This window comes from Bacillus rhizoplanae (genome assembly GCF_917563915.1).
GTDB lineage: Bacteria > Bacillota > Bacilli > Bacillales > Bacillaceae_G > Bacillus_A > Bacillus_A rhizoplanae.
Map to the genome: position 1 here is coordinate 1 of NZ_CAKJTI010000014.1, position 16,775 is coordinate 16,775.

General features: G+C 38.8%; 19 protein-coding genes. 7 read left to right on the plus strand and 12 right to left on the minus strand.

Features of this window, described 5'->3' with window-relative positions; translation table 11 throughout:
- Positions 1-120 precede the first annotated feature (120 nt).
- The gene (pta, locus tag LRP84_RS13710) at positions 121-1,092 is read right to left on the minus strand and encodes a phosphate acetyltransferase (protein ID WP_098310080.1); all 972 of its coding nucleotides are present in this window, start codon (positions 1,090-1,092) and stop codon (positions 121-123) included.
- 224 nt (positions 1,093-1,316) lie between these two features.
- Here pta and hemQ point away from each other — a divergent pair, with 224 nt between their 5' ends.
- The 3 genes from hemQ to gerQ all read left to right on the plus strand — a co-directional run bounded on the left by hemQ (position 1,317) and on the right by gerQ (position 3,299).
- Positions 1,317-2,060, plus strand: coding sequence for a hydrogen peroxide-dependent heme synthase (gene hemQ / locus LRP84_RS13715; RefSeq protein WP_230575593.1), 744 nt, complete (start codon positions 1,317-1,319; stop codon positions 2,058-2,060).
- 355 nt (positions 2,061-2,415) lie between these two features.
- Positions 2,416-2,838, plus strand: a complete 423-nt coding sequence (locus LRP84_RS13720) for a cell wall hydrolase (RefSeq protein WP_230575594.1) — start codon at positions 2,416-2,418, stop codon at positions 2,836-2,838.
- A gap of 26 nt (positions 2,839-2,864) precedes the next feature.
- Positions 2,865-3,299 carry a spore coat protein GerQ gene (gerQ, locus tag LRP84_RS13725; RefSeq protein WP_230575595.1) on the plus strand — a complete coding sequence of 145 codons (435 nt, stop codon included), beginning with the start codon at positions 2,865-2,867 and terminating at the stop codon, positions 3,297-3,299.
- A 162-nt stretch (positions 3,300-3,461) separates the two neighbouring features.
- Here gerQ and LRP84_RS13730 read toward each other — a convergent pair whose 3' ends face one another.
- The 3 genes from LRP84_RS13730 to LRP84_RS13740 all read right to left on the minus strand — a co-directional run bounded on the left by LRP84_RS13730 (position 3,462) and on the right by LRP84_RS13740 (position 5,174).
- Entirely contained in the window at positions 3,462-3,830 is a 369-nt protein-coding gene (locus tag LRP84_RS13730) for a DUF423 domain-containing protein (protein WP_098310084.1), read from the minus strand.
- A gap of 63 nt (positions 3,831-3,893) precedes the next feature.
- The gene (locus LRP84_RS13735; protein WP_230575596.1) at positions 3,894-4,175 is read right to left on the minus strand and encodes a YwdI family protein; all 282 of its coding nucleotides are present in this window, start codon (positions 4,173-4,175) and stop codon (positions 3,894-3,896) included.
- Between the two features lie 6 nt (positions 4,176-4,181).
- Positions 4,182-5,174 carry a potassium channel family protein gene (locus LRP84_RS13740; RefSeq protein WP_230575597.1) on the minus strand — a complete coding sequence of 331 codons (993 nt, stop codon included), beginning with the start codon at positions 5,172-5,174 and terminating at the stop codon, positions 4,182-4,184.
- 96 nt (positions 5,175-5,270) lie between these two features.
- On the opposite strand from LRP84_RS13740, the gene LRP84_RS13745 reads away from it, so the two are divergent.
- From LRP84_RS13745 to LRP84_RS13755, 3 genes are all read left to right on the plus strand, one after another.
- A complete protein-coding gene (locus tag LRP84_RS13745) occupies positions 5,271-6,554 on the plus strand; it encodes a purine/pyrimidine permease (protein WP_230575598.1) in 1,284 nt (427 codons plus the stop codon).
- 229 nt (positions 6,555-6,783) lie between these two features.
- Positions 6,784-7,605: a Cof-type HAD-IIB family hydrolase gene (locus tag LRP84_RS13750; protein ID WP_230575599.1), complete on the plus strand. Its 822-nt coding sequence runs from the start codon at positions 6,784-6,786 to the stop codon at positions 7,603-7,605.
- A gap of 232 nt (positions 7,606-7,837) precedes the next feature.
- The gene (locus tag LRP84_RS13755) at positions 7,838-8,131 is read left to right on the plus strand and encodes a DUF3817 domain-containing protein (protein WP_230575600.1); all 294 of its coding nucleotides are present in this window, start codon (positions 7,838-7,840) and stop codon (positions 8,129-8,131) included.
- 79 nt (positions 8,132-8,210) lie between these two features.
- On the opposite strand, the gene LRP84_RS13760 is transcribed toward LRP84_RS13755, so the two are convergent.
- From LRP84_RS13760 to LRP84_RS13780, 5 genes are all read right to left on the minus strand, one after another.
- Positions 8,211-8,888: a uracil-DNA glycosylase gene (locus LRP84_RS13760; protein WP_230575601.1), complete on the minus strand. Its 678-nt coding sequence runs from the start codon at positions 8,886-8,888 to the stop codon at positions 8,211-8,213.
- A gap of 19 nt (positions 8,889-8,907) precedes the next feature.
- Positions 8,908-9,900: an ABC transporter permease gene (locus LRP84_RS13765; protein ID WP_230575602.1), complete on the minus strand. Its 993-nt coding sequence runs from the start codon at positions 9,898-9,900 to the stop codon at positions 8,908-8,910.
- Positions 9,893-10,810 carry an ABC transporter ATP-binding protein gene (locus LRP84_RS13770; protein ID WP_230575603.1) on the minus strand — a complete coding sequence of 306 codons (918 nt, stop codon included), beginning with the start codon at positions 10,808-10,810 and terminating at the stop codon, positions 9,893-9,895. Before LRP84_RS13770 ends, LRP84_RS13765 begins: the two co-directional genes overlap by 8 nt.
- Complete coding sequence (locus tag LRP84_RS13775) at positions 10,807-11,616, minus strand: SGNH/GDSL hydrolase family protein (protein ID WP_230575604.1); 810 nt, start codon at positions 11,614-11,616, stop codon at positions 10,807-10,809. The genes LRP84_RS13770 and LRP84_RS13775 overlap by 4 nt, the downstream gene beginning before the upstream one ends.
- A gap of 128 nt (positions 11,617-11,744) precedes the next feature.
- Positions 11,745-12,722, minus strand: a complete 978-nt coding sequence (locus tag LRP84_RS13780) for a LacI family DNA-binding transcriptional regulator (protein WP_230575605.1) — start codon at positions 12,720-12,722, stop codon at positions 11,745-11,747.
- A 130-nt stretch (positions 12,723-12,852) separates the two neighbouring features.
- On the opposite strand from LRP84_RS13780, the gene LRP84_RS13785 reads away from it, so the two are divergent.
- Positions 12,853-13,476 carry a YczE/YyaS/YitT family protein gene (locus LRP84_RS13785; RefSeq protein ID WP_230575666.1) on the plus strand — a complete coding sequence of 208 codons (624 nt, stop codon included), beginning with the start codon at positions 12,853-12,855 and terminating at the stop codon, positions 13,474-13,476.
- Between the two features lie 3 nt (positions 13,477-13,479).
- Here LRP84_RS13785 and thrB read toward each other — a convergent pair whose 3' ends face one another.
- From thrB to LRP84_RS13800, 3 genes are read right to left on the minus strand one after another with little or no spacing between them, the layout of a single operon-like run.
- Positions 13,480-14,403: a homoserine kinase gene (gene thrB / locus LRP84_RS13790; RefSeq protein WP_230575606.1), complete on the minus strand. Its 924-nt coding sequence runs from the start codon at positions 14,401-14,403 to the stop codon at positions 13,480-13,482.
- A complete protein-coding gene (gene thrC, locus LRP84_RS13795; protein ID WP_230575607.1) occupies positions 14,400-15,458 on the minus strand; it encodes a threonine synthase in 1,059 nt (352 codons plus the stop codon). The genes thrB and thrC overlap by 4 nt, the downstream gene beginning before the upstream one ends.
- Positions 15,458-16,753, minus strand: coding sequence for a homoserine dehydrogenase (locus tag LRP84_RS13800; protein ID WP_230575608.1), 1,296 nt, complete (start codon positions 16,751-16,753; stop codon positions 15,458-15,460). Before LRP84_RS13800 ends, thrC begins: the two co-directional genes overlap by 1 nt.
- Positions 16,754-16,775: the final 22 nt, after the last annotated feature.

The window sequence follows — 16,775 nt, forward strand, 5'->3', positions numbered from 1 at the left end:
GAATCAAAACAAAACTAAAAGGAATGAGCCCTGTACAATACAGAACTCATTCCTCATTAGCTGCTTAAAATATGCGTCTAACTTTTTGGGTTCACTTCAGATGCGGGGCTTTTTTCATAATTATAGTGCTTGAGCTGCTGTAATTAGAGCTAACTTGTACACTTCTTCTTCGTTACAACCACGAGATAAATCATTTACTGGCATGTTTAAGCCTTGTAAGATTGGTCCCACTGCTTCGAAGTTACCTAAGCGTTGTGCAATTTTGTAGCCAATATTACCTGCTTCTAAGCTTGGGAATACGAATACGTTAGCATCACCTTTAATAACAGAGCCTGGTGCTTTCTTTTCTGCTACAGATGGTACGAATGCAGCGTCAAATTGGAACTCACCGTCTAATGTTAACTCAGGAGCCATTTCTTTTGCGATGCGAGTTGCTTCTACAACTTTCTCTGTTTCTGGGGATTTCGCAGAACCCTTTGTAGAGAAGCTTAACATTGCAACGCGTGGATCGATGCCGAATAATTCAGCTGTTTTTGCACTTTCGATACCAATTTCAGCTAAATCTTGGCTGTTTGGAGCAATGTTGATTGCACAGTCAGCGAATACATATTTCTCTTCTTCACGTACCATGATAAATACGCCAGAAGTTTTTGTAACGCCTGGTTTTGTTTTAATGATTTGAAGTGCTGGACGAACCGTATCAGCTGTAGAATGAGCTGCACCGCTTACTAAGCCTTGTGCTTTTCCCATGTATACAAGCATAGTACCGAAATAGTTTTCGTCTTTTAAGATTTCACGAGCAGCTTCTTCTGTTGCTTTACCTTTACGGCGTTCAACGAAAGATGCTACCATTGCATCCATTTCTTCGTATGTAGCTGGATCATAAATATCAACGCCTGCTAATGTTAAGTTCATGCTAGCAGCTTTTGCGCTAATTTCTTCTTTATTACCAACTAAGATTGGTTTTACTAACTCTTCTTTTGCTAAACGCTCTGCAGCGCCTAAAATTCTTTCATCAGTTCCTTCAGGAAGTACGATAGAAACGCCCTTACCTTGAACTTTTTCTTTTACTGTTGTAAATAAATCGCTCACGAATAACCCTCCTACAAATTCAAATCCATATTTAAGAATACCGCTTTTTATCTATATTTTAAACTTATTGCTTCTAAAAAATAGGTAAAATAAAAATGATTATATTTTCTTAAAATTCCGCCATGAAATGTGACAATTTTGTGCTCCCAAGATTCCGATACATGCTTTTTCATCTATATATGATATAGTTAACGTGTAAAACTTGACTATTCGAGGTGAACCTAATGAGTGAAGCAGCAAAAACGTTAGATGGTTGGTATTGTTTACACGATTTCCGTTCTATGGACTGGGCGGCATGGAAAACATTATCTAGTGACGAGCGTCAGCAAGCAATGTTCGAATTTTTAAACATCGTTGAAAAATGGAACAAAACAGAAACTGCAAAACAAGGTAGCCATGCAATGTATACAATCGTTGGGCAAAAGGCTGATATCATGTTCATGATTTTACGTCCAACAATGGAAGAATTAAATGAAATTGAAGCAGAATTCAACAAAACAACATTAGCGGAGTACATGCTTCCTACATACTCTTATGTATCTGTTGTGGAGTTAAGTAACTATCTTCCTGCTGAAGAAGATCCGTACCAAAATCCACAAATTCTTGCGCGTCTATATCCAACATTACCAAAAGCAAATCACATTTGCTTCTATCCGATGGACAAGCGCCGCCAAGGTGATGATAACTGGTACATGTTACCGATGGAAGAGCGTAAAAAATTAATGTATAGCCACGGCAAAATCGGTCGTCAATATGCAGGAAAAGTACGTCAAATCATTACTGGCTCTGTAGGTTTTGATGATTATGAATGGGGCGTAACATTATTCGCTGATGATGTTCTTCAATTTAAGAAACTTGTATACGAAATGCGCTTTGATGAAGTAAGTGCACGTTACGGTGAGTTTGGAACATTTTTCGTTGGAAACATTTTACCAAGCGAGAAGGTCGCAAAATTTTTACATGTATAAGCTAAAAAGGAACGATTTTTCGTTCCTTTTTTTATCCCCTGCTAACACTCTCAGTTGAATCAACCCTCAATAAAGTGAAACTTCCATCAGTAGGGGTTTTCTTCATCCCCCACTGATGGTTAGTTGAACCAATCGGACTTTTACGGGCAGTTAGCCCCCACCTATCTTCTTCGCGTTTCTCTGCACCTTGAGGTGGGGGGCTTACTGCCCGTTAATGCGGGACAAAACTAAAGATTATCCCTCATCACAAAACATGGCTTAGTTGTCATATCTGCTCCTTTTTTTTCATACCTATGAATTAGTGATTGTTCTACACTTTCTTTTCTCTAGCAGAGTAATAAGAGAGGTGAAAGAGATGGGTGTTATTGCCTATACAGATGAAGAATTAAAACTACTCGCAAGGTTAATGCGGGCAGAAGCAGAAGGAGAAGGGCCTAAAGGAATGCTTATGGTTGGAAATGTCGGCGTCAATCGCGTAAGAGGGAATTGCTTAGACTTTAAAAAAATTCGAAACCTTCGTCAAATGGTATTTCAAAGTCCTGGTGGGTTTGAGGCGACGCAAAAAGGTTACTTTTATCAGCGTGCTCGTGACAGTGATGTTGCTTTGGCAAGACGCACAGTTCAAGGTGAACGCTTTTGGCCTGCTAATTTTTCTTTATGGTTTTACCGGCCAGTAGGTGATTGTCCATCAACTTGGTTTAATCAAGAAAATTCTGGTCGTTTTAAAAACCATTGCTTTTTTCAACCAACTAGTGAAGACTGTCCAAGTGTGTTTTAGTGAACTGAAAAGAGGAGGGATTTTGTATGGCACAGCAACAAAACCCATACTATGGGGGAGGATTTTATCAACCATCTGGTGGATATATGCAGCCGCAACCAGGGCAACCAGGTCAACAAGGACAACAAATGCAAATGCCACAAACGCCGCAACCTACTCAAGCGCAAATTGCCGCTTCTCAAGGCATGCTTCCACTTGAGCAATCGTATATTGAAAATATCCTTCGTTTAAACAAAGGAAAACCAGCGACTTTTTTCATGACATATGAGCGCGGCAGCACACTTGGTACACAATCCTATACAGGCATCATTGAGGCTGCAGGACGCGATCATATCATTGTAAGTGAACCTAAGTCCGGAAAACGTTATTTACTGCTTATGATCTATCTTGACTATGTAGAATTTCCTGGAGAAATCACCTACTTCCCAGGACAACAACCAGCAACTTACCCTCCAAGATGATAAGAAAAAGCTGGCAAATGCCAGCTTTTGTTTTATTTTTATCCCGCCCAAACAGCTGGTAAGAGGTTAGACAAGGAAGTAAAGTACAAACCATCTGTAAGGGCCCGATTGGTTCAACTAACCTCTTGGGAAGAAAAACGTTTCCCAAGAAGAAGTTTCACTTTATAACCCTTTTACGACCGCAGTTCCTAATAAAACCCAGCCTACAATAAATGCTACGCCGCCAAGCGGAGTGATTGGACCAAAAAATTTCATACCAGTTGTACTTAATGCGTATAAGCTTCCGGAAAACATAATAATGCCTGCCACCATACACCAGCCTGCTGCGCTTACAAGAGAAGATTGAATCTTGTCCATTAACAAAGCTACAACAAATAATCCACCTGCATGAAACATTTGATACGTAACACCTGTTTTCCACACATCTAACATTTTTGCAGAGATTTTCCCTTCAAGTCCATGCGCTCCAAATGCACCGAGTGCAACAGCTAGTGCAGCTGCAATACAACCTAATAAGAAGAAAATTTTCATTAGAATTCCCCCTTTTTATTTTTATAATAAGAAATTTTTACACACAATCCAACTATTTAACTTTTAAAAATCAAAAAGAGAGTTTCCGTTTGCATCCTCTTCTTTTATATATACAGGCTCTCCTGAAAACGAAGCAATTGGTTGAACCGGCATTTGCGGCGCTATAACATGTGTTTGTATTTTCGGTTCAACATACACAGGAGCTTCCGTCTGTTCTTCGAGCAATAAATCGCATAATGCACGAACAACTAGAAGATGTTCTTTCGTTTTATGTGATTCGCTTCCTTTCGCTTTTGCAATTTCGCTTGCCATTTTATTTAAAATCTTATCGCTAGATATTTGCATTCTTTATCACCTCATGTATTGTAATTCTTTCTCAAATTGCTCCAATTTCTCTATTGGACCAAATACTATTATCATATCACGTTCTGCTAATTTTTCCGCCCCTGTTGGGTTATGAATAATATATCCATCTCGCAAAATTGCTAAAATCGTAACATCAAAACGATTCCTTATATTTTCTTCCATTAACGTTTTTCCAATTAAGGATGATCCTGCAGCCATTTCAATTTCTTCAATAACAAAATTCTGTTCTGTTCCATACAGCACTGTATCTATATAATGAACGGTTAAAGGGTTCGCAAGCCCTTTGGCAATATGAATTCCTGCCATACTAGATGGGTTAATGACTTTATTCGCACCAGCGCGCCTTAGCTTCTCTTCCGACTCTTGTTTTTCGGCCCGAGCTATGATTTTAATATTCGGGTTTAGACCTCTTGCAGTTAATGTAATAAACACATTTTCTGCATCACTCGCAACAATCGCCACTAAGCCAGCTGCCCTCGTAATACCAGCTTTATGTAACACTTCATCTTCTGTTGCATCGCCGTGTACATATAACAGCTTTTGCTCTGCTAATACAAACTCTTCTCTATCAACAACAATAAACGGAATGTTTTTTTCTCGTAATTCTTGCACAACTTGCAAACCAACCCTGCCGCATCCGCACACAATAATATGATCTTTTATTTCCGCAATTTGTTTCTCCATCTTCTTCCTCCGCATCGCTTGAAATAAATTCCCCTCAACAATCATAGCTGCTACTACCCCAATCGCATACGTCACAATACCAACACCAAGTGGAATAATTAAAAGGGCAAAAATCTTTCCGGCTTTCGTTAATGGAACGGCATCTCCATATCCAACTGTTAATACCGTAATCATTGTCATCCAAAATGATTGAAACATACTAATCTCTTCTATTATCATAAACCCGATTGTTCCGACAATTACAACGAAACACATACATATAATTGCAATAGTCAATTGTTTACGTGCACTCATGATATTCTTTCATCTCTTTTCTCTATGTTCAATCTTTGCCATAACAAATCAAATACATATATACTAGAAACGGAATACAAGAAAGAGGTCGATAAGATGAAAACATTTCTTTCTGCCTTGCAATGGGCATTATTTATTTTAGCCGGTAGTCTTATTGTTCCGATTAGTGTTGCTACTAGTTACGGACTTGAAGGGGCAGAAGCTATCGCTTTTGTACAACGAACATTATTTGTTCTTGGCTTTGCCGGCATATTACAAACTGTATTTGGACATCGCTTGCCAATTCAAGAAGGGCCTGCTGGACTTTGGTGGGGTATATTTTCGTTATACGCCAGCCTCGGAATTGTGTTATTTGGGTCAAGTGGTGAAACACTTCGTGTACTGCAATATTCTTTTTTACTAAGCGGTCTCATTTGTATCCTTCTTAGTGTATTAGGGCTCATCGATAAGCTCGTACGCTATTTTACACCAACTGTCGTCGGAACATATTTATTTCTGCTCGTTGCCCAGTTAAGCGGCTCCTTTTTGAAAGGGATGTTTGGACTTGATGGACAACATAAAGAAATACAAGGAAAAGTACTTCTTCTTTCTCTCATTGTTATTTTACTATCATTCTTTATTATGAAGCTACCTGTTCTGGGACAATATTCTGTTTTATGTAGTATCGTAATCGGTTGGGTTCTATTTGCTTCCTTTGGACTCTCTAATCCAATTACACCAGTAAATGATATCATCCATCTTCCTTCTATTTTTGTTTTTGGCATGCCCCGCGCTGAATGGAATATGGTCATTACCGTTGTCTTCGTAACACTACTACTGCTTACAAACATGCTAGCAAGTATTCGCGTTGTGCAACAAGTCGTTTCAAAACATGAAGAAACCGCAATACAAAATCGATTTAAACAAGCAGGGATTATTACTGGTATCAACCAGCTTCTTGGGGGCCTTTTTTCGGCAATTGGGCCTGTTGCTATTTCTGGATCAGCTGGTTTTATTTCAACAACAAATATTTATAAACGATTACCGTTTATTCTAGGTTCAACCTTTATTATTCTCATTAGCCTATTTCCGAAAGTTACATCTTTCTTTGCAGCGATTCCAGTAGCGGTTGGTTATGCAGCTATTTATCCTGTATTTGCAAGTATGATTGGGCTAGCTTTTCGAGAATATGAAACTGTAAAAGATAAAGAGCGCTTATTCAAAGTTTCCGGTCTTGCTCTCTTTACCGGGATTGGCGTCATGTTCATCCCATCAGGATCCTTTTCTTCACTTCCACCGTTTCTTGCATCCTTTTTAAGCAACGGCCTTGTACTCGGTTCTGTAATGGCAATTATACTAGAAGTTTTATTTTCTCGTTCAACGGACAAACAAGCATCTTAGAGGAAAGCTCCTATTAAAAGCTAGTTAAACCAATCGACACAAAATGTAAACCAAATTGGCAAACTTCAAGCATTGCAGTCTATTTTAAGTATTGTTACGATAATAGAGACATATACGAGCAGACAAGATTCTTCTGCTCATATATGAATTCATACGGAATCGATTCCATTAACAAAGAAGTTCGATGCCTTATAATTTATGTTAAATTCATATAGGAAGGACCATTCAAATGTCTTATAAAATGATTGTACTAGATTTAGATGATACGTTACTACGCGATGACCATACCATTTCACCGCGTACAAAAGAAGCCCTGATGAAAGCACAAGAGCGCGGCGTGAAAGTTGTACTAGCTTCTGGCCGTCCAACATTTGCGATGTGGGCGATTGCAAAAGAACTTCGTTTAGAAGAATACGGAAGTTTTATTTTATCGTTTAACGGCGCAAAAATTATTAACTGCAAAACAAATGAGGAATTATTTAGCAGTACGTTATCACCTGAAATCGTTCATAATTTATACAAAACAAGCCAGCACGAGGATGTTTGGATTCATACGTATATCGGCGATGACATTGTAACAGAAGAAAATAATCAATATACAGAAGTTGAAGCTCATATTACGGGTATGCCAATTATTGAAATTGATAGTTTTGTAGATGCAGTGAAAGAACCTGTTGTGAAAGTATTAATGATGGAAGCACCAGAACGCCTTGCAGAAGTTGAAAAAAAATTACAACAAGAATTTGAAGGCCAATTAAGTGTTATGCGCTCAAAGCCATTCTTCTTAGAATTTACAGAGGATGGCGTAACAAAGGGCACAAGCTTAAACCAACTCATCCAAAAACTTGGTATTCAACGTGAAGAAGTTATCGCAATGGGCGATAGCTACAATGACCTAGCAATGATTGAATTTGCTGGCCTTGGCGTTGCAATGGGCAATGCACCTGATGACATTAAAGCCATCGCTAATCATGTAACAGACACAAACATGAACGACGGTGTTGCAAAAGTCGTAGAACAATTTGTATTAAACAGCGAAGTGCTTGTATAGAATAGCTTGCTCGTTGAAGATTAGTTAAACCAATCGTCTATAAAATCCCGCTGAAGTCAAATATTTCAGCGGGATTTATCTTTTATTTTTAGCAGCTTGTGAAGATATTTTGAACTTTGCACTATTCTTGTAGTGTAAAGTTTATTTTCGTTTATAATGGAATAAAATAGGCTATTTTATTCACAAAAAGAATACAAATTTATCATAGACAAGCTTATAAGGAGGTCATTTTATGTTATCAACACCGATTGGACGTTTGAGAGTCATTGGAGTACTTGAAGGAATTTCTTTTCTAATCCTTCTATTCATCGCAATGCCACTGAAATATTTTGCAGGTTTTGCAAAAGCCGTTACTGTAGCAGGTATGGCACATGGTGTCTTGTTTATACTATTTATCTACGCTGTCTTTCAAGTAACCACTATTCATCATAAATCAAAGTCATGGGCATTTGGTGCGCTTGTTGCATCTGTTATTCCATTTGGTACATTCGTACTAGATGCGAAATTAAAAAAAGAAGAAAATTAATAAATAAATAAAAACAGACCGCTACCTATTTAGCGGTCTGTTTTTGCATGTACAAATCTCTCAATAAAAGAACCCTCATTTAGAGGTTCGGAATTTGCCAATCAATCTCCTGTTCTCCTTGTTTTACTAACAAGTTGTTTATTTTTGAAAATGGTTTGCTGCCAAAGAACCCTCGGCGTGCTGATAATGGGCTTGGATGGACAGATTCAATAATATGATGATTTGGATTTGTAATGAGTTTTTTCTTTGCCTGAGCAGGTCGGCCCCATAACACAAAGATAACTGGTTTCTCACGTTCATTTAACAATTCAATAATGCGATCTGTGAAAGCTTCCCATCCTTTTCCTTTATGGGAATTGGCTTCTCCTTGACGCACAGTTAATACAGTATTTAGTAAAAGCACACCTTGCTCTGCCCATTTTACTAAATAGCCGTTATTCGGGATTGGATAGCCAAGGTCATCCAGCAATTCTTTATACATATTTTGCAGTGACGGCGGCGTACGTACGCCAGGTTGCACGGAAAAACTTAAACCGTGCGCTTGATTTGGCCCATGATATGGATCTTGTCCTAAAATCAGTACCTTCGTATCTTGATAGCTTGTATAACGCAAAGCATTAAAAATATCCTCCTGCTTTGGATACACAACATGTGTACGATATTCTTCTTTTAAAAATGATTGTAATTGTTGATAATATGGTTTCTCAAATTCAGGTGCGAGCAACGGCTCCCAATCATTCTTTAGTATTTGTTCCATTCTTTCACTTCCTATCGTATTAATTGACCATATCTTGTTTTGTAAATACTGCAAAAGCAATAATGAGCGATACAACTGCCCATATTGTTAGATTAAGTAATGAAAAGCTCATCGATAATCCTTGCAGCGCTGGTAACTGTCCTGATAAATAATCCGTTAACGATAAATTGACACTAAAAATATATTTTGCACCTTCCCAAGACGTTGCAAAATTATTCAAGATATTCCCAGCAATTAACGCTGCCAGCATAACTCCCATACCAGCTGGCGTATTGCGAATCAGCACAGAAACCATAAATGAGATTGTACCGACGACGACCGCTACAAACCAAGCAAGTCCGTAAGCCATAACAATGTATTGCCACTGCGGAATAAGATGAACAAAGTTTGTGTTTAACGTATCCTTCTCAGTGATAAACCCTGTCAGCACCGGCAAATTCCACCCAGAATAACCAAATACTATTCCTGATAATACATAAGAAAGAATACCAACAAACAGCAAAATGAGCGAAATAAACAACACCATTGTCACGTATTTACTTAAAAGAATTTTCCAGCGCCGAATTGGCCGAGTAAGGAGCATTTTCATCGTTCCATCGCTCCGTTCTCCCGATACGATATCAATTGCTACAATCATGACGAGAAGCGGAATAAATAACGTAATTCCTTGTTCAATAAAGGCGCGTACAAATGTCGGCGCTCCTGGGGCACTTGGATTAATATTATGATCTAAATAATATTGTTGCTGCTCCACGTTTACCTTTAACCATTTCTTCCATTCTTCCGGCAGACGCGAATTATTTAAACGGTTTTGTGAATCAACAATTTGCTGCTGCAATGAAACTTTCCAATCGCTCGTACCAAGACGTTTTATAGTCGTCTGCACTTCCCGGTACTGCGCATAAACAAAAATTGGAATTAAAATTGCCAAAATGAGCATAACTACTACAATGCGTTTCTTTCGATATATTTTCTCCGCCTCATTATAGACGAGGTTCGCAAATTCACGCATGTTGCTCCCCCTTTGTCAGTTCCATAAATAAATCTTCCAATGTAAATACAATTTCTTTTACACTATGAACGTCTACATCATGCTCTACTAATTTCTTATTATAAAAACTTACACGTTCTTCATTCATACGGCACAATAATCGTCCTTCTTCTACTACAAGTTCTGTCACTTCACCAGATTCTTCAAGCAAAGCCTTTGCTTTTTCAAGCGGTGTCACAACCCACTCCACACGGCCACTCGCTTGCTTCACTAATTCTTCAACCCTTGCTACCGTAATCACTTTTCCTTTATTAATAATCGCAACACGGTCACAAATCATTTGCACTTCACTTAACAAATGGCTGGAGATGAATACGCTCATGTTTTCCTCTTTCACAAGCGTATGCACAAATTCACGAAGTTCTCGAATACCAGCCGGATCAAGTCCGTTCGTCGGTTCATCTAATATAAGGAGTTTCGGATTCCCAAGAAGAGCTTGTGCAATCCCAAGGCGTTGTTTCATTCCAAGTGAATATGTTTTCACCTTATCGTGAATGCGTTCATCAAGATGTACCATTTTTGCAATTTCTATAATACGCTCATCAGAAATCCCGCCCAGCATGCGAGCAAATTGCTTTAAATTCTCAAAGCCAGTCAAATATGTATACAATTCAGGGTTTTCAACGATACTCCCAATTTGCCTCATCGCCCCGCGAAAATCTTCTTTTATATCATAACCACCGATTGAAATTGTTCCCTCTGTTGCTTGAATAAGACCGACAAGCATACGAATCGTTGTTGTTTTCCCCGCTCCGTTTGGCCCCAAAAAACCAAATACTTCTCCTTGTTGTATATCAAACGACACATTTTCAACAAGCGTTTTTTTCTTGATCACTTTTTTTAAATTTCGTGCAGATAGTACCGTCGTCATTTCTCTTCACCCCCAGCAAGCTTTAATTTACTCACAACATTTTGTAATAACCGATCCGCTATGAATGTATAGCCTGTTTCATTCGGGTGAAAGTGATCAGAATATAATAAATCCTTACCACGATTTTGGAACATATCAAATGTCGGGACAACATATACGTTTGGATAATCGAGTGCAATTTTTTCTAATGACGCATTCCAATCAATGACAATTGGAGACGAGCCTTTTAACTCCTCTACATCTTCAAATGGATTATACAAACCAATCCAGAAAATTGGGCTGTTTGGATTTAATTGCCGCAGCTTGGATAAAATTTGCTTAGCATTATTTTGAAATGTTACTGTATCAGGGCGATACGTCGTTAAATCAAGATTCCCAAGCGACCCCCATCCTGGAAATAAGTCATTTCCTCCGATTGTCAAAACAAGCACATCAGCTTGCTTAATTGCATACCCGGCGCCGCTGCTTTCCATTTGTTTCAGTAAATCAGGCATTTTTGCACCGCTCACTGCTAAATTTGTAAGCGCTACCTTTTGTTTGTATTTTGTTTGCAATTCATTCTTCATACGTCCAATATATCCAATGCCCTCTTTATCTCCAACACCGCGCGTTAAAGAATCACCTAAACTAACAATTTGTAACGTTCCTTTTTGTTGTTTCCCTTTTGCTTCTTTTGGCACGGCGGGAGTTAACTTAGAGGCTTTCGGATTTAGAACATCATTTACACCGGCAATAAAGCCGTAAGCAAATAAACAAAAAGATGCCAGTGTAACAAATAAAATAGCTTTCACAAATTTCGATCTCATCCTAAAACCCCTTTATCCCCTTATAGATTGACCATATTATACCAAATGGAAATTCGAAAAGCGATTTTCATCAGCCTATGAAAAAAGCACAATCATTTTAATCCAGATTGTGCTTTTCACTTTATTCCTTATGTTGTAAGTCTTTCCGTTAATTTCGCAAATAACTCAATTCTTTTTACTTCTTTTTCTCTATTCGTAATTTGGTCGTGCAAAATTGTAAACGCACCTGCACCGACCTCTACACTCGAATGAGCAATTATTGTAATATCTAGTATCTCTGCAACTTGCTGATCATCACAACCAATAATCGTGATATCATCTGGAATAGAAAGGCCGCTTTTTTGGGCGGCTGTTACAATACCAGCTGCAATATGATTACAAGATACAAGAAGGGCGGTCGGCCGCTCTTTCATATGAAGCAGTGATTGAACAACACGTGTCCCGTCCTCTATTGTAAAGCAATCTACAAACTTCCACTCCTCTTTCGGCATAACATGGATAGATGATAAAGCGTCCAAGTACGCTTGCTTTCGATTTTGACTGTTGAAACTATTACTTCGTCCAACGCAGTAACCAATTCGTTTATGTCCCTTTTCTATTAAATATTCCATTCCTAGCGCAAACGTTTTGTAATGATCAATATGAATACTGGAAATTGTACTTGATACTGTATCTTCACACGTCACAATTGGACCAAACTTTGCGTACTTTTCAATCTCCTGGCAAGCATTGACTTTCGAACATATAATGACTCCGTCTAACTTTTTCATCTTTAACATATTCAAAATTTCTATTTCTTTATCCGCGCTATAACCAGTTTGGCAGAGCATCATATTGTAATTATGTTTTGCGGCCTCTCTTGAAACACCTTCTATAATTGCACTGTAATATTGATTGTTTGCAAAAGGAAGGAGCACACCAATAACATTCGTTTTCCCTCTTACTAAATGGATGGCATTCGAATTTTGCGTGTAATTTAACTTTTCGATAATTGCTAATATCTCTTTTCGCTTTTGCTCATTTACATACGGATGATTATTTAAAACGCGTGAAACGGTAGAAATCGAGACCCCTGCCATTTCCGCGATTTTTTTTATATTTGGCATAATAAAATCCCCCTTCCCACCTTACATATTACCGCATACAAAGAAATTTTAGAAATGTACCCCTTGACCTGGTAAGCTTTTCACATTATATCCTTTGCTAGCAAGCTTAGTAAGAAAGGATTTGTGTTTCATTATGAAATTTAAATTAGAGTATATATTTTTTATAGGCGGATTACTGCTACTCTCTCTCGGTATAAATATGATGACAACGATTACTTCATTTGGTCTTAGTCCGTATGATTCGCTTTTCATTGCTTTATATCAAAATTTTGGTTTAAGCATCGGATCTTGGATGTTTATTATTAATCTTATCTTTACCTTTATCGTACTGTCTATGAACCGAAAACAGATTACATTTGGTACAATCATGACGATGATTTTAATCTCTGTTTTTGTTGATATGATTGGTTCAGTTGCATTTATAATGGATGGCATTCGAGCTCTTCCAAAGTATATAACACTTATATGCGGAAATGTATTTGTTGGAGCAGGAATTGGTATTTATGTTTCATCACAGCTTGGCACTGCGCCGCAAGAAGCGTTTGTTTTAACAATCTCTGAAAAGACAAAGTGGTCCTTCCGGAAAACAGAAATTTCTCTAGCTTGTCTATTTTTAGCTGGTAGCTTCATGCTGGATGGCCCTATTTATTTCGGTACCATTATTCTATCTTTTACAACAGGCTGGCTCATTCAAGCATTTATTCAAATCGGCACAACAGTATTACAAAGTTGGCATACGAAAGAAGCCCATTGAAAGCTATATACTTTCAATGGGCTTTTGTTGTTCATATATAATATGAACCCCTTCGTTTACAACTTGAAGCGTTTCTACCACGCAATGACTAAAAATAGATTGCAGCCATACCTTCACTTCGTCAGCACTTCCTTTTTTCACATAACAAAGCACAGTTGGCCCGGCACCGCTTAAAGAGACACCATATACATTCTCATGCTCTAATTCATGAAGTTTTTGCAATTCAGGAACGAGCTGCTTACGGTGCGGTTCATGAAACACATCCTGTTTCATCATTTCCCCAGCAAGTACCCAATCCTCTTTACATAAAGCTGCTACAAGTACATTGGCAACACCGCTGCCGCGAATGCCGTCCATATACGATAACCTACTCGGAAGTACATCTCTTGCATGAACTGTTTTAAGTTCATATGAAGGAATAACCGCAACAAGTTCTACATCATGAATGGGCTGTGACAAAAATGCAATATCTTTTCCATCATACGTTCCTATTATAAGTCCACCATATAACGCAGCTCCAACATTATCGATATGCCCTTCTATTTCCGTTGCAATCAATAGTTTTTCTCTGCTAGATAAATGCAATTCACAGAGCTGATTGGCAAGTTCAATCCCAGCAATAATTGCCGAGGCACTGCTTCCAAGTCCTCTTGCTAATGGAATATCACTATCGAGATAGAGAATACAATATGGAAGCTCCTTATTATAACGAGCGGCTATTTCCCTAGCAGTCTCAATCAGTAAATTTTTCTCATCTTCTGGAATACCTTGAAGAAGTGGTGTTTTCGCCTTGCACTCCCATCTGTAATGCGAAAATACATCTACTGTTAAATATTTACTTACCGCAAGACCAATTGAATCAAAGCCTGGCCCAAGATTTGCTGTACTGGCAGGCACACGAATTGTAAACATGGGAGCCGCCTTCATCGCAGGACAGCTCCTTGAATGTGTTCAAACACAACCTTTTCATCATTTGGCAAAACAAGCGGCTGAATTTTTTTCGTATCAATTGCAATGTTAGGATCTTTTAAACCGTTTCCTGTTAAAACAGCGACGATTTTACTTCCTTTTGTTATTTCTCCTGTTTGTACTTGCTTATAAATACCAGCAAGCGACGCACAAGAAGCAGGCTCTGCAAAAATTCCTTCATACTTGGCAAGCCATTCATATGCCTGAAGAATTTCTGCATCTGTTACCTCATCAATTTTTCCATTTGAATCGCGGGCAGCTGCAACGGCTTTATCCCAGCTTGCAGGGTTGCCGATGCGTATTGCAGTGGCAACTGTCTCAGGATCTTCAATTTTATATCCGCGTACAATCGCTGCTGCTCCTTCCGCTTCAAAACCGCGCATTTCCGGTAAACCCATACCATGCTTTTCGTTATACTCTGTAAACCCTTTCCAGTATGCTGTAATATTGCCCGCATTCCCAACTGGAATGGCTAAAATATCAGGCGCTTTTCCAAGTGCATCACAAATTTCAAATGCCGCTGTTTTTTGCCCTTCAATGCGATACGGATTTACTGAATTTACAAGCGTAATAGGCGATGAATCGCTTAACTTCCGCACCATTTGCAGAGCATGGTCAAAGTTCCCGTCAATACTAATAATCTCAGCTCCGTACATCACTGCCTGAGCCAACTTACCGTATGCAATTTTTCCGTTCGGAATCATAACAATACAAGATAAACCTGCGCGCGCTGCATAGGCAGCCGCAGACGCAGATGTATTTCCTGTTGAAGCACAAATAACCGTTTTGCTGCCAGCTTCCTTTGCCTTCGCTACTGCCATAACCATCCCGCGGTCTTTAAAGGAACCAGTCGGGTTTGCCCCTTCTACTTTCGCATAAACAGAAACACCCCATTTTTCTGAAAGGTTTTCTAATAAAATGAGCGGTGTATTTCCTTCTGATAACGAAAGCAAAGGCGTCTGATCAGTAATCGGTAAATATTCTTTATAAGCAGCAAGTAGTCCGTTCCACATTAGCGAGCATCTCCTTCAATACGATAATTCGCTTTCACGCAATCCACTTCTTTATACGTTTCTAGCGTTTCTAAAATATACGCATAGTCTGCAAGGGATGCACGGTGGGTAACGATGACAATCTCAGCTGCTCCTTTCTCTTGTAATGGCATTTGAATAATCTTTTCGAAGCTTACGCCGCGTTCAGAGAACAGAGATGTAATTTTTGCAAACACACCTACCTCATCTTTCACATGAAGGCGTAGAAACTTCTTCACATAAATTTCGTCTTCCTCTTTTAATACTTTCTCATATTGCGGAGTCACAGCACTATTCCCTGTTACACCGAGGCGTACATTTTTCATAACCGCAACTAAGTCAGATACAACAGCTGTTGCTGTTGGTAAGCTTCCTGCACCTGGTCCGTAAAACATTGTTTCTCCTACCGCTTCGCCGTATACATATACCGCATTATATTCATTTTGAACAGCTGCAAGCGGGTGCGCATTTGGCAGCAGTGTTGGTTCTACTGTCACCTCTAATTTTTCGCCATCACGTTTCGCTACGCCGATTAACTTAATTGTATAACCTAAGCTCTTACTATATGTAATATCCTCCTCCGTAATGGATGTAATCCCTTTTACATTCACATCATGAAGTTCTACATTTGTAGAAAAGCCCAGTGTTGCTAAGATCGTCATCTTTCGTGCCGCATCTAACCCTTCAACGTCTGATGTTGGATCCGCTTCTGCAAATCCAAGTTGCTGCGCTTCATTTAACACGTCTTCGTATGCTCTCCCTTCTTCAGACATTTTTGTCAAAATAAAATTCGTTGTTCCGTTCACAATTCCCATCATTTTCGTAATCCGATCAGAAGAAAGACCTTCCACAATGCTTCGCAAAATCGGAATACCGCCTGCTACACTTGCTTCATAAAACAAATCCGCTTGATGTGCTTTTGCCACAGTAAGAAGTTCTGCACCGTGAAGTGCCATTAAATCTTTATTTGCTGTTACAACGTGCTTTCCGTTTTGCAGCGATTGTAAAATATATGCTTTCGCATCTTCTACACCGCCCATCACCTCAATAACAACGTCAACATCTGGGTTATTTATAATTTCATCTGGATTTTTCGTTAACAATGCAGGGGTTACTTGGACCTCACGTTCTTTTTCTATGTTTTGTACTAACACTTTTGCTACTTTGACAGGACAACCGATTTGATGCGCTAAACGATCTTGATGATCTTCAATAATACGCACCACACCGCTTCCTACAGTTCCAAGACCTAATAATCCGACTCGAATTTCGTTCATAATACTGTCCACCCCTCTAAAA

Coding starts and splice junctions, on each gene's coding strand:
- hemQ (WP_230575593.1), top strand. CDS start 1,317: ATGAGTGAAGCAGCAAAAACGTTAGATGGTTGGTATTGTTTACACGAT.
- LRP84_RS13720 (WP_230575594.1), top strand. CDS start 2,416: ATGGGTGTTATTGCCTATACAGATGAAGAATTAAAACTACTCGCAAGG.
- gerQ (WP_230575595.1), top strand. CDS start 2,865: ATGGCACAGCAACAAAACCCATACTATGGGGGAGGATTTTATCAACCA.
- LRP84_RS13730 (WP_098310084.1), bottom strand. CDS start 3,830: ATGAAAATTTTCTTCTTATTAGGTTGTATTGCAGCTGCACTAGCTGTT.
- LRP84_RS13735 (WP_230575596.1), bottom strand. CDS start 4,175: ATGCAAATATCTAGCGATAAGATTTTAAATAAAATGGCAAGCGAAATT.
- LRP84_RS13740 (WP_230575597.1), bottom strand. CDS start 5,174: ATGAGTGCACGTAAACAATTGACTATTGCAATTATATGTATGTGTTTC.
- LRP84_RS13745 (WP_230575598.1), top strand. CDS start 5,271: ATGAAAACATTTCTTTCTGCCTTGCAATGGGCATTATTTATTTTAGCC.
- LRP84_RS13750 (WP_230575599.1), top strand. CDS start 6,784: ATGTCTTATAAAATGATTGTACTAGATTTAGATGATACGTTACTACGC.
- LRP84_RS13755 (WP_230575600.1), top strand. CDS start 7,838: ATGTTATCAACACCGATTGGACGTTTGAGAGTCATTGGAGTACTTGAA.
- LRP84_RS13760 (WP_230575601.1), bottom strand. CDS start 8,888: ATGGAACAAATACTAAAGAATGATTGGGAGCCGTTGCTCGCACCTGAA.
- LRP84_RS13765 (WP_230575602.1), bottom strand. CDS start 9,900: ATGCGTGAATTTGCGAACCTCGTCTATAATGAGGCGGAGAAAATATAT.
- LRP84_RS13770 (WP_230575603.1), bottom strand. CDS start 10,810: ATGACGACGGTACTATCTGCACGAAATTTAAAAAAAGTGATCAAGAAA.
- LRP84_RS13775 (WP_230575604.1), bottom strand. CDS start 11,616: ATGAGATCGAAATTTGTGAAAGCTATTTTATTTGTTACACTGGCATCT.
- LRP84_RS13780 (WP_230575605.1), bottom strand. CDS start 12,722: ATGCCAAATATAAAAAAAATCGCGGAAATGGCAGGGGTCTCGATTTCT.
- thrB (WP_230575606.1), bottom strand. CDS start 14,403: ATGAAGGCGGCTCCCATGTTTACAATTCGTGTGCCTGCCAGTACAGCA.
- thrC (WP_230575607.1), bottom strand. CDS start 15,458: ATGTGGAACGGACTACTTGCTGCTTATAAAGAATATTTACCGATTACT.
- LRP84_RS13800 (WP_230575608.1), bottom strand. CDS start 16,753: ATGAACGAAATTCGAGTCGGATTATTAGGTCTTGGAACTGTAGGAAGC.